Here is a 12,551-nt window from a genome sequence, read left to right on the forward strand (position 1 = left end):
TTGTTGTTGAGGCTGGCACTGGTGAGGATCAGGCTTTGTGCCTGGATGATGCCGGCCTGACGGTTGTTGCTCAGATCGAAGTCGTTGCGCAGCAAGCCACCCAGCGCTTTGGCTTGCAGAGTGCCCTTGAGGCTGGCCAGGGTGCCACCACGGTTGTCGATGGATGTGGCCTTGATGTCGACAGCGCCGTTTTGCGCGATGACTTTGCCGCTTTGGTTGTCGAAGGCGCCGGTGATGTCGAGGTTCAGGGCGGTCTGGCTTTGGATCGAGCCCTTGGCATTGTCGAGGCTGGCGGCCTTGAGTTTCAGGTCGGCGTTCTGGCTGTAGATCAACCCGTCGCCGTCGTTTTGGATGGCGCCGGTAGTGGTGGCCAGCAGCGTGCCGTTGGACGCGACGGTGCCGCGCTTGCGGTTGTCCAGGCTGCCCGCGAACAGGGTCAGCAAGCTTTGGCTGACCAGTTGGCCGCCCTGGTTGTTGACCTCAGTGGCGCGTTTGAGCAGCAGCGCACCGGCGCTGGCAAGTTTGCCGTCGGTGTTGGTCAGGGCGCCGAGCAGGTCGAGGGTTACGCTGCCGTTGCCAATCAGGTTGCCGGCGCTGTTGTCGAGGCTGGTGCCGATAAGGCTGAGGGCCTGTTGCGCATTGACCGTGCCGCCTGCGTTGTTGAGTGTATGCACGTTCAGATCGAGGGCCGCGCCGCTGTCGATCAACCCACCGCCGGCGTTTTTGAGCACCCCGGTGACGGTCAGGGTTTGCCCGCCCGCACTGGAAAGGATGCCTTTGTCGCTGTTGTCGAGGTTGGCGGCTTTGACGGTCAGGGCTTTTTGGCTGACCAGTGCACCGGCACCGCTGTTGAGCAGGCTTTTGCTCAGCGTGGCATCGACGTTGCCAAAACGGCTGGAGACGGTGCCTTGGTTGCGGTTGTCCAAGTCCACGCCATTGACACTGACACCTTGCCAACCCGAGATCAGGCCACCTTGGTTAGTCAGCTGGGTGCCGTCCAGGGTTAGCACAGTGTTGCTGATCAGTTTGCCTGCGCTGTTATCCAGCGTGCGGCCATTGAGGGTGAGGTTTTGCGCGGTGGAAATCTCACCACTCTGGTTGCTCAGGTCGCGCAGGCGTTTGATGGTCAGTTGACCTTCGGTGGTGATCAAGCCCTTGGTGTTGTTCAGGTCACCGCCGCCCAGGTCGATGGCAATCGACTTGCCCAACACAGAACCGCCCTGGTTGTTCACACCCGCGCTGTTGAGGGTTAGAGCATTAGCCGCGTTGATCAACCCCTTATCCTGGTTGGTGAGCTGGCCGTCGACATTAAGCAACGTGTCGCCACGGCTGGTCAGGGTGCCACCGCTGTTGTCCAGGGTGGCGGCACGGCCGTCGACGGACTGGGCGGCAATCAGGCCTTTAACGTTATTCAGGGCCTGGGTGATGCGCAGGGTCAGGGCCTGGTAGCTGAGCAATTTACCGCTGCTGTTATCCAGGCTGTCGGCGGTCAGTGTGAAGGCTTGGGCACTGGAGATTTCACCGCCCTGGTTGTTCACGCCCTTGAGGTTTTTCAACATCAACAGCGGGCCGTTGATCAGGCCGCCCTGGTTATTCAACTGGCCGTTTTTCAGGTCCAGTGCGACAGACGTGTTGCTGAACAGCTTCCCGCCTTGTTGGTCCAGGCCGGTGACATTGGCAGTCAGCGCTTTGTTGCTGGTCAGGCGACCGCCGTCGTGGTTGGTCAATTGCCCTGCGGTAATAGTCAGCGTGTCGCTTGTGCTGACATTGCCGGCATGGCTGTTGTCGAACGCGCCAGTGGTGATATTCAGCGCTGAAGTGCTGCTGAGGGTGCCCTTCTGGCCGTTGTCCAGGCTGGCGCTGCGCAGCGTCAGGCCGGCATCGGTGACCATTTCCCCGCCCTGGTTATCCACTGCGCCGGCCGTGGTGACGCTCAATGCGCCGGCACTGGACACGCTGCCTTTACGGTTGATCAGGCCCGCCGCGTTGACGCTCAGCAGGCCCTCGCTGCTCAGTCGACCTTGAGTGTTGTTCAGCTCACCGCTGAGGTTAAGGCCAAGGTCTTTCTGGCTGACAAGGCTGCCGCCGCTGTTATCCAGAGAGGCACCCGCCAGGCTCACACCACTCTGAGCACTGAGTTGGCCCTTATTACGGTTGAGTACCTTGTCGACGTCCAGCTTCAGGCTGGTGGCCGCAAGCACCAGGCCGCCGTCACTGTTATCAAGGCGTTGGCCGGTCAGCGCCACCGCGGCTTTGCTGGAAATCTCGCCACTGCGGTTATCGACCTCACCCACCTTCATGTCGATACGTTGGTTGGCGCCCACAAATCCATTTTGCCGGTTATCCAGGCGCTGACCGGTAAGGGAAAGCGCACCCTGGGCGACCAGTGCGCCGTTGTGGTTGATAGTCGTCGCGACGTTAGCCGTCAGATCACCTTTGCTGGAAAGCTGCCCATCGGTGTTATCCAGGCTGGCGGAAGCGAGTTGGACGTTGCCGTCCCCCACCACCGAGCCATTTTGATTGTTGAAAATACCGTCAACCGTAACGCCCAGTTCACCGCGGCTGCTGATCAGGCCGCCGCTGTTATCCAGGCTGGCTGTCTGAACCTGCAACGCAGCCGCAGAGATCAGGCCCTTGATGTTGTTCAAGGCTTGATCGACGCGCAGGGTCAGCGCTTGATTGCTGATGAGCTTGCCGTTGCTGTTATCCAGGCTTTTGCTGGCCAGGGTGAATGCCTGCACGCTGGAAATCTCGCCGCCCTGGTTGTTGACGTCGCTGAGATTTTTCAGCATCAGCAACGGTGCGTTGATCAGGCCTTGCTGGTTGTTCAGTTGACCGTTGTTCAAGTCCAGGCTCAGCGATGTCTTGCTGAAGAGCTGCCCGCCTTGCTGGTCGAAACCCTTCACACTGGCGAGCAGATCTTTGTCGCTGGCGATACGACTGTCTTTGCCGTTGCTGACCTGGCCGGCCGTCAGGGTCAGGGTGTCATTGCTTATCAGGCGACCGGCTTGAGTATTATCAAATGCCCCGGTGGTCACGCTGACCGCGCCCTTGGCGCTGAGGGTCCCCGTTCGGTTGTCCAGGCTGGCACTGTTAAGGATCAAGCCTTGGTCAGTGGTTATCGCACCATTTTGGTTAGTCAGTGCACCCGTAGCGCTCAGAGCAATAGCACCAGCACTCGAAACCGTGCCTGACGTGTTATTCAGCACTGCCGTTGTGGCGGTGATGGCGCCTTCGCTGGTGAGCAGGCCAGCAGTGTTATTCAAGTCACCGCTCAAGGTCAGGCTTTGGCCTTGTTGCCCGGACACCGTACCGCCGCTGTTGTCCAGGCTATGGCCTTGCAGGGTCACCTGGCCTTTGCCGAACAGCAGGCCCGCGCTCTGGTTAATGACTTGCGCCACCTTGAGTCCCAGACTGGTACCGGCCAACACCTTGCCACTGCTGCTGTTATTCAGACGGGTACCCGTCAGGTTCACGTCTGCGGTGCTGGAAATTTCCCCGGCCTGGTTGTTGATGTCATCGACGGTCAGGGTCAGTGCCTTGGTCGAGCCAATCAGGCCGCCACTGCTGTTATCCAGCGTGCTGCCGGTCAGGCTCATGTTGCCTTGTGCAACCAGCTCACCTTTTTGCTGATTGAAATGGGTCACGTTGACGGTGAGATCACCTTGGCTGGAAATCCGCCCACTGGCGTTTTCCACGCTCGTCGCATCTATGCGTACCGGTCCCACCGCGCTGAGCAAACCGCCCTGATTATTCAGGGCAGCGCCCAGGTAACGGATCGCCGCCTGCCCGCTGAGCAGGCCCTTGTCCTGGTTATTCAACTGGGTAGCGTTGAGTTGCAGGTCCTTGTCGGCGCTGACCTTGCCACCTCGGTTGTCGAGGCTGGCGGTATTCAGGGTCAGCAAGTCTTTGCCGCTCAAGCTGCCGCCACGGTTATCGAGGCTACCCGCCTGCACGTCCATCGCGCCTTTGGCGGTGAGCAAGCCGGTGCTCTGGTTGTCCAGCAACCCCATGATACGCGTGGTGAGGCTGCCGTCACTGAGCACTTTGCCGGTGTTGCTGTTATCCAGGCTGGCGGCGGTGATCGAGGCCGTTTGGCCGGTAGCGAGTACACCTTGACGGTTGTTCAGCGCGCCACGCACATCCACATTCAACGAGGTATCGCCAGTGACCTTGCCGCCACTGTTATCCAGGCTGGCGGCTTGCACCTGCGTGGCGTTGGCGCTGGACACTTCGCCTTGGGTGTTGGTCAATGCCCCATCCAGCGTCAGTAACACACTGGCGTCACTGGTGAGCGTACCTGTGCTGTTGTTTACACTCGCCGCACGAACATCAAGACCATTGGCCGAAACCAGGCCTTTGACGTTGTTCAGCACCTGAGTCAAACGCAGCGTCAGGGCCTGATCACTCAGCAGTTTGCCGCCGGTGTTGTCCAGGCTATTGGCTGTGAAGGTGAGACTCTGGGCACTGGCAATTTCACCGCCCTGGTTATCAACATCGGCAAGGTTGTTCAACGCCAGGATCGGCCCACGAATCAAGCCGCTCTGGTTGCTCAACTGGCCCTTGTTCACGTCCAGCGTCAGCGCGGTGACGCTGGTGAGTTGACCGGTGTTGTTGTTCAAACTGGCGACGTTGGCGGCCAGGGCCTGGTTGCTGGCGATACGGCCAGCAGCGCTGTTATCTACAGCGCCCGCAGTGAGATTCAAGGTGTCCAGGCTGGTGAGTTTGCCGCCCTGGTTATTGATGGCGCCACTGGCCGTGATGCGCAGGCCCTGATTGGCGGTGACGATGCCCGCGACGTTGTCCAGCGTAGTGATATTCAGCGTTGCGACGCCCAGGCTGGACACTTCGCCGCTGCGGTTGCTCAACTGGCCGACAGTAGCGGTTAACGGCCCGCTGCTGGTGACCAGTCCACCCTGGGCGTTGAGCAACTGGTTGGCGTTCAGTTCAAGACCACCCGAGCTCAACACGCGGCCTTTGTTCTGGTTGTCCAGGGTGCCTGCGCTAATGTGGGCGGCCAGTTTGGCGCTCAAGGTTCCACCCTGATTGATCAAGGCCTGCGCGGCGTTGACGGTCAGTTTTCGGCTGGAAACCACACTGCTGCCAGTGTTGTTGAGGCTCTGCGCGCTGAGACTGATATCCCCTGTGGCATTACGGCTAAGGTCCAGGTTAACGCCGGACTCGATAATACCGCGGTTGTTCAGTTGGCCACCGCTGGACAGCGTGATGTGGTCACGAGCACTCAGGTTGCTCTGGTTGTTCAGGTCACCCTGGCTTTGCACGGTCAGCGTGGTACCGCCATGCACCGCGCCCTGGGTCAGCACGCTGGCCGCGTTGACCGCAATCGCGCCGTTCTCGGCTTTGGCTTGGGCCAACTTCAATTGGCCATTGGCATCGAGTTGAATATCGCCCCCACTGGCGATCAGCGCCCCGTCGAGCTTCACCCCAACCCCGGCCTCGGTCCCGACCAGTTTGATCGCTCCCGCATACATCCCACCCAACGCCGTCGAGTCAATCGCCAGCTCCGGCTTGGCACTGCCGTCATCGGCCCGCGCAGTGGCAGTCAAGGTCTGCGCATTCACGTCGTTACGCCCGGCAATCACGCTCAAGTTGCGCGCATTGATCTGTGCGTTGATCTTGGCCGAGCGGGTGATGATTTCGAAGTGGTCAACGTTGCCGGCATCCAGGCCCTGGCCGTCGATGGTCACTGCGCCGCCATCGACCTGGTAGCGGTCCAGGCGGCCATTATCGAGGATGGGTTTGCCAGTGGTCAGGGTGACGTTGGGGGTGTTGATGAAGCCGCAACCGTTGCAGCTGATGCCGTAGGGGTTGGCGACGATGACTTTGGCCGACTGGCCCGCCACTTCGGTGTAGCCGCGCAACTGGCTGGGGCTGCCGCCGTTGACTTCGTTGAGGATGATATTGGCGGCGCGGCCTTGCAGGTTCGGGTTGCCGAGGATGATGCCGCCCAGTTGCGTCGATTGAGTGCGTTCGGTGGCGTTGTTGAGGATCACGCCGTTGGCGCCGACGTTGTAGTCCTTGAACTGGTTGTGGGACAAGCCACTGCCATTAGGGGTGGCGATGTTCACAACCGGCACGCCATTGCCCGCCGCGCCCACGGTGGTGCCGGGCGCGCTGACCACGATGCCTTCGGCCTGGGCCAGCAACGGTTGCCAGAACAGCGCGTTGGCCAGGATCAGCGCCAGGCCACGTTTGGGCAGGCCCAGGAACGCGTCACGGCTTTTCAGGGCAGCAGAAGGCTGGCGAACCAGGAAGGCAAATTGGCGAACATCCATTTCAAATTCTCGTTGCAACTGGGCGGTGAATTACAGGAAGAAATCCAGGCGGAAGTAGATCGGCGCTTCGCGTTCAAGCAGCGCGGCCGGTCGCTCCAGGGAGTGGGCAAAGGTCACGCTGGTGCTCACGTGTTTGCCGCGGGCGAACAGCTCAAGGGAGTTGCTTGAGACGCGGCCGTGCACTTCGCCGTTGTAGCGGCCGTTGCGGATCACGCCCTGGTCGTAGCCCAAGCTGGCACCATATTCACCGAAGACCGGGCGCAGCCAACCGAGGGTCACCGGGCGGCTCCAGCGCAGGTCATTGCGCCAGTAACCGCCGCTGTCGCCGGTCAGTTGCTGATCCTTGTAGCCGCGTACCGACGCCGAGCCGCCGAGGCTCATGCGCTGGGGGCTGAACAGCACGTCTTCACTGCGTTGGCCGGTGGCCAGGCTGGTAAAACTGAACGACTCGCCCCACAGCGTGAAGGGTTGCAGGTAGCTGACGGTGGCGGTGTATTTGCGGTAGCGGGAATTGGCCAACCGATTGCCGTTCTGATCGCGCTCATGTTGCGCCTGGGCATCGAGCAAACCGATGCCGTCCTGCATGCCGAGGTCAACGTTGACAAACGCACTGCCAACTCGCCGACCGTGGTTGATGCCCCACTGCAACTCGCTGAGGCGATTGCTGCTGACGGCCAGGCGGCTGTCTTCGATGTAGTTGTTGGTGCGCAGGTGGGACAGGCCGACGTTGAGCGACGTCTTGCTCACGGCATCACGGTGGATCACCCGCTCAGCGCGCAACTGATGGTTTTCACTGTCACCGGTTTGCTTGAAGTCGAAACCGTCGCCCTGGACGACCGAACGGTAGTCGCTCTGGTTGTAGCTGTAGCTGAAGTTCCACCAGCCCCAGGGCACGTTGTAGTAGAGCATCGCATTCTTGGAGGTTTTCTGATGGTCGCTGACCGCGTCATGGCCGCCACGCAGAATCAGCTGATCGGCCAGGCCCAGCGGGCTGTCCCACTCAAAGCCGGTGCCCCACTGCTGTTCGCCAGTGCTTTTCTGGCCATCGTTGTTACGCGACAGGCTGGCACGCCATGGCTTTTGCGGGTTGTTTTTGACCAGCACCGAGCTGCCGCCGACGGCATCGCCTGGGGTCAGCTCCATTTGGGCTTGGTTGGACGGCAAACGGTTGAGCTGGTCGACGGCCTGTTCGATTTCTCGCAGGTTCAATATCTCGCCGCTTTTGCCGGGAAAGGCCATGGCCAGTTCGCGGTCCGACAGTTTGCTGTTGTCTGCGCCCTTCACGCCTTCGAGTTTGCCTTCCACCACCAGCACTTGCAGGTGCCCCTTGGACATGTCCTGTTGCGGCAAGTAGGCGCGGCTGGTGACCAGGCCTTTGTCGATGTAGTAGTTGGTGATGTCTTTGAGCAGGGTATTGAGTTGTGCAACGCCCAGGCACTGACCGGCGTACGGTTTGAGTAGACGCTCGCGTTCAGCGACAGGCAGGTGGTCGGCACGCTGGAGTTCAATGGTTTGGATCGGGAAGCAACGGCTGTCCACCGGGGCTACCGGCGCTTCGGGCCGGGCCTCTTTGCCAGGCAGTTCCTTGAGCTGCTCAAGGCGGCGCTGTTGATCTTCCAAAAGGCGGTTTTGCCGTTCGCGGATCAGGTCCTGATCACCCGGCAGGGTTGCCGCCATCACTCCGTGGGAAGCGAGGCAGGCAAGCAGGGCAATGCTCAGTGAATACCGAGTCCGTGGCAGTGAGGCAGGCATGTTCGATCCATCGCGTGACGAAGGATGGCAAACTAACATCGCTGGAATGGAGCGCCAACAAACTGACTAAACTTTAGGAAATTTCCCAAAAAACCATTAAGACTATGATTTTTAAGAAATATACTCAAAAACAACCAAGTATTTGATGAATTTAAAAAAGATTATCCGACCAGCGGTATCAGATTTGATACACATTGAACACGCACACGAACGTCCGGACTATTCGGTCAGCACCGGTTCGCGTATGAATATTTGAATTTAAGGAATGTTTGGACGACAACGGAAATTCGGGCAGGCGGTGCCCCAGCGGCGATTTGTATCGGCCAAATCACAGGCAAAAAAAAACCCGGAAATCCTCACTTGCGTGGGCCTTCCGGATTTTCTAAACCGCCAAAAATGGTGGGTCGTGTGGGATTCGAACCTACGACCAATTGGTTAAAAGCCAACTGCTCTACCAACTGAGCTAACGACCCGCTGTGTTGTGGCGCGTATAATACTGATTTCTAAGGATTATTCAACACCTTATTTTAAATAAATCAGAAAAAACGCATTTGAACGGTAATTCGGTGGGTAGAACGCCTATCGCAGCCGCCTGATCAGCGCCCTGGCTCGTCGTTCCACAGGTACTTGTGCAGCTGCAATTGCAGGCGCACCGGCAGGTTGTCCGCCACTACCCAGTCCGCCAGCTCCCGGGCGTTCAGGTCGTGATGGCTGGGTGAGAACAGCACCTCGCCCGCCCGCCGCTCCAGGCCATACTGGATCAGCTTGGAGGTGGCCCAGTCATAATCGTCACGGGAACAGATGACGAACTTGACCTGATCGTTGGCCGTCAGCAAGTCGATGTTCTCGTAGCGGTTGCGGTGGGCTTCCTTGGAGTCCGGGGTCTTGAGGTCGACCACTCGGCTGACACGCGGGTCGACCGCAGAGATGTCCAGGGCGCCGCTGGTTTCCAGTGAGACCTCGTAGCCGGCATCACACAGCTGTTTGAGCAACGGAATGGCGTTGGGTTGCGCCAGAGGCTCACCGCCCGTCACGCAGACGTAGCGCGGCCGGTAGCCGGCAACCTGTTCCAGGATGTCGTCGAGGGTGCGCACGGTACCACCGCTGAAGGCGTAGGTGCTGTCGCAGTATTGGCAACGCAATGGGCAGCCGGTCAACCGTACAAAGACAGTGGGCAGGCCAGCAGTGCGCGTTTCACCCTGCAACGAGTAAAAGACTTCGGTAATACGTAATGTGTCTTGCATAGTCGCCACGGGCGTAACAGCTAAACAGGCTGTCCGCCTCCGTCAGGCACTTCAAGGGATTGCGCCAACGCGTCAACCCCAGGAAGCGTGTTTCATAAAAGGGCGTGGATTCTAACGAAAAAACCCGCGACAAGCGCGGGTTTCTTCTAAACGGGCTGCATGGCTTACAAGCGTTGCAGGTCCCGCTGGGCCAACTGCGCCGCGGAGGTACCCGGGTACTGGGCAACCACCTGCTGCAGAATGCCTTTGACCTTGTCGGTATGACCCAGGCGGCGTTCTACATCAGCGAGTTTGTACAGCGAATCCGGAACCTTGGCGTGCTTGGGGTACAGCTGGCTGACCTTGGCAAAAGCCTGGCCCGCCGCTTGCAAATCACCCTTTGCCAGGTTGACCTCACCCAACCAGTACTGGGCATTGCCCGCGTATTGGCTGTTAGGGTATTTGCGCAGGAAAGCGGTAAAAGCCTGGCTGGCCTTATCGAAGTCCTTGGCCTTGATCAGGTCGAAGGCTGCATCGTAATACAGTTTTTCCTTCGCTGGATCACCCGGCTCGCTGCTGGCAGCAGGGGCGGCAGCAGCGGCCCCCGCTGCGGCGCCACCGGCAGCGGCACTGGGTGCGCCACCGGCAGAAGAATTATCAGGAGTAGCGGCAGGTGCAACACCGGCTCCAATACGACGATCAAGATCCTGGTATCGCTCCAAGCCTTCTTGCTTCAGCTGGTTCACTTGATTTTGCAGAACTTCAATGGCGCCTTGTTGCTGGGCCAATTGATCCTGCATGCGTTGCAGCTGGTTGAACAGTTCGCCCTGTGCCGAGGGAGCGGACGTAGCCGCTCCCCCCGCATAGGCGCCGTTCGTGCCATAACCTGCTGGCGGATAACTGCTCCCGCTATTGTTATAGCCTGAGTTGCTATCCGTTACAGGAACCGCAGCCCACACCGCAAGCGGTGCGAAGCTGAGAGCCAATACAGTTAGAGCACGACGGCACGTTCGCATGACGAATTACTTACGCAGTTCGACGCGACGGTTCTGAGCCCACGACTGTTCGTCGTTGCCAGTTGCAACTGGACGCTCTTTACCGTAGGAAACCAGTTCCAGTTGGCCTGGAGCAACACCTTGCAGTACCAGGTAGCGCTGAACGGCTTTCGCACGACGCTCGCCCAGTGCCATGTTGTACTCACGAGTACCACGGGCGTCAGTGTTACCTTCCAGAACAACGCGAGCGCCGTTAGCTTTCAGGTCCTTGGCGTGAACGTCCAGAGCGCGCATGGCTTCTGGCTTCAGGTCCGAACTGTCGTATTCGAAGTAGAAAGTGGTGATAGCGCGCAGAGCAGCTTCTTCGCTCAGGGAGCCGTCGACCGCACCAGTGTTGGCGCCGTAACCAGCGTTTGGATCAACAGCTGCGCCTTCACCGGCATTGTCGCCGCCTTTAGAGGAGCAACCAACGGCTACGGACAGAGCCAGAGCCAGAGCAGCAAACTTACCAAACTTCAGCATTTCCATCGTGAAACTCCTAATGAACCCCAGTGTGTTAAGTACTTCTTTTTGTAGCGCCGCGTCAGTTCAGGTAAGGGGACCAGGATGGTTCTCTGACTTCGCCTTGTGCGGTAGGAAGTGGGAGCCTTACGCGTCCATTGATGGACACGAGCATCAAGACTCCCCGGCCCTGCTGGCGGGTGGCGTAGATTACCATGGTGCCGTTGGGCGCAACAGTGGCTGACTCATCAAGGTTGGTATCTGTAAGGATTTTTACGGTTCCGCGCTGCAAATCCTGGGCCGCAACCCGGAAATTAGTGAAACCATCCTGACGGTGAATCATCACCAACGTCTTTTCATCGGCCGAAAGCTTGGGGTTGGCGTTGTAGTTACCAATAAAGGTCACACGTTCCGCACCGCCGCCGTTCACATTTGCCTTGTAGACCTGAGGCTTGCCGCCACGGTCGGAGGTGAAGTAGATGGTCGAACCATCCTTACCCCAGAACGGTTCGGTGTTGATGCCCGGGCCGCTGGTCACGCGACTCAGTTGGCGCGAGGCCATGTTCATCACGTAGATATCCGGGTTGCCGTCCTTGGACAGCACGAAAGCCAGGCGCGAACCATCCGGCGACCAGGCTGGCGCACCGTTGAGGCCTTCGAAGTTGGTGATCTGCTCACGACGGCCAGTATCGATGTGCTGCACAAAGATGCGCGGGCGACGCTGTTCGAACGATACGTAGGCAATACGCTTGCCGTCTGGCGCAAAGCGCGGCGACAGGATTGGCTCACGGGACTGCAGCAAGGTCACTGCACGTGCACCGTCGTAGTCCGAACGCTGCAGGGTGTAGCGGGTATTGTCTACAGAGAAACGCTCAGCCGTCACATACAGCAGGCGCGTCGAGAACGCCCCTTTGATACCGGTGAGTTTTTCAAACGACTGGTCCGAGATGTAGTGAGCCATGTCGCGCAGTTGCTCGGCGGTACCCGATACGCTGCCGGTCAGAACCTGCTGCTCGGTGGCCACGTTGAACAACGTGTACTGGATCTGCAGGCGACCGCCGGCCGGCGTGATGCTGCCGACCATCAGGTACTGGGCACCGACCGCCTTCCAGTCACGGAAGATGACTTCGCTGGCCTGGGTTGGCTGGCTGATCATGTTGCCTTTTGGAATCGGCGCGTAGTAACCGGAGTTACGCAGGTCGTCGCTGACGATCTGGGCCATGTCGTCCGGCAGCACGCTGCCGCCCTGCCAACCGAACGGCACGACTGCAATCGGGGTGGCCCGATCACTGCCGCTGGTTACCAGGATGTTCTTTTCATCCGCCGCCGCTATCCCTGCCATACAGCAAATAACGACAAGCATTCCTCGAAGAAGGTTTCTCACAAGGCTAAATCCTCAGGTGTGAATGTCATCTTGAATGAACGATAGGGAGCGAAGTCACTTGGTTTCATTCCCTGCATCTCGGTCAACCGGCCAATATTCTTGACCGCGGCAACCGCCGAACTGTCGAACGAACCGTCACCACTGGACTTGGCCACGCTGACCGAAGTCACCGTACCGTCCGGCAACATGCCGATCTGCAGCACTACTGTCATGCCTTTACGTGCCGAAGGTGGACGTGTCCAACCTTCCGCTGCCCGCGCCCGAATCAGGTCGTCGAAACTGCCCGCGACTTCATCGCCACGCTCATCGGCCAAGGCTTGCTGACGCTGCGGCGTGTCGGAAAGCAAATCTGCCAGGGCCTGGGCCTTTTTCTCTTCGGCGGATTTGCGTGCTGCTTCCT

7 protein-coding genes and 1 tRNA gene are annotated in these 12,551 nt (G+C 59.2%); all 8 read right to left on the reverse strand.

Features of this window, described 5'->3' with window-relative positions:
• On the reverse strand, positions 1–6,296 hold a 6,296-nt coding region (locus tag GIW04_RS20145), incomplete at its 3' end, for a two-partner secretion domain-containing protein (protein WP_236479152.1).
• A 30-nt stretch (positions 6,297–6,326) separates the two neighbouring features.
• Positions 6,327–8,048 (reverse strand): ShlB/FhaC/HecB family hemolysin secretion/activation protein, encoded by a 1,722-nt coding sequence (locus GIW04_RS20150; protein WP_120248601.1) that lies wholly within the window; start codon positions 8,046–8,048, stop codon positions 6,327–6,329.
• 397 nt (positions 8,049–8,445) lie between these two features.
• Positions 8,446–8,521: transfer RNA gene (locus tag GIW04_RS20155), tRNA-Lys, on the reverse strand.
• A gap of 123 nt (positions 8,522–8,644) precedes the next feature.
• A complete protein-coding gene (gene queE / locus GIW04_RS20160; protein WP_120248600.1) occupies positions 8,645–9,292 on the reverse strand; it encodes a 7-carboxy-7-deazaguanine synthase QueE in 648 nt (215 codons plus the stop codon).
• 164 nt (positions 9,293–9,456) lie between these two features.
• Positions 9,457–10,287, reverse strand: coding sequence for a tol-pal system protein YbgF (ybgF, locus tag GIW04_RS20165; RefSeq protein ID WP_003193860.1), 831 nt, complete (start codon positions 10,285–10,287; stop codon positions 9,457–9,459).
• A 6-nt stretch (positions 10,288–10,293) separates the two neighbouring features.
• Positions 10,294–10,794, reverse strand: coding sequence for a peptidoglycan-associated lipoprotein Pal (gene pal / locus GIW04_RS20170; RefSeq protein WP_003193861.1), 501 nt, complete (start codon positions 10,792–10,794; stop codon positions 10,294–10,296).
• Between the two features lie 55 nt (positions 10,795–10,849).
• On the reverse strand, positions 10,850–12,130 hold the full coding sequence (tolB, locus tag GIW04_RS20175) for a Tol-Pal system beta propeller repeat protein TolB (protein WP_032874245.1): 1,281 nt from the start codon (positions 12,128–12,130) through the stop codon (positions 10,850–10,852).
• Between the two features lie 17 nt (positions 12,131–12,147).
• On the reverse strand, positions 12,148–12,551 hold a 404-nt coding region (gene tolA / locus GIW04_RS20180), incomplete at its 5' end, for a cell envelope integrity protein TolA (RefSeq protein WP_236479153.1).

The sequence above is a fragment of the Pseudomonas sp. PA-4-8C genome (assembly GCF_021606625.1).
Classification (GTDB): Bacteria; Pseudomonadota; Gammaproteobacteria; order Pseudomonadales; family Pseudomonadaceae; genus Aquipseudomonas; species Aquipseudomonas lactis.

Excerpts from the sequence above, each read along its gene's own strand:
- GIW04_RS20150 (WP_120248601.1), bottom strand. The coding sequence starts at position 8,048 with ATGCCTGCCTCACTGCCACGGACTCGGTATTCACTGAGCATTGCCCTG.
- queE (WP_120248600.1), bottom strand. The coding sequence starts at position 9,292 with ATGCAAGACACATTACGTATTACCGAAGTCTTTTACTCGTTGCAGGGT.
- ybgF (WP_003193860.1), bottom strand. The coding sequence starts at position 10,287 with ATGCGAACGTGCCGTCGTGCTCTAACTGTATTGGCTCTCAGCTTCGCA.
- pal (WP_003193861.1), bottom strand. The coding sequence starts at position 10,794 with ATGGAAATGCTGAAGTTTGGTAAGTTTGCTGCTCTGGCTCTGGCTCTG.
- tolB (WP_032874245.1), bottom strand. The coding sequence starts at position 12,130 with ATGCTTGTCGTTATTTGCTGTATGGCAGGGATAGCGGCGGCGGATGAA.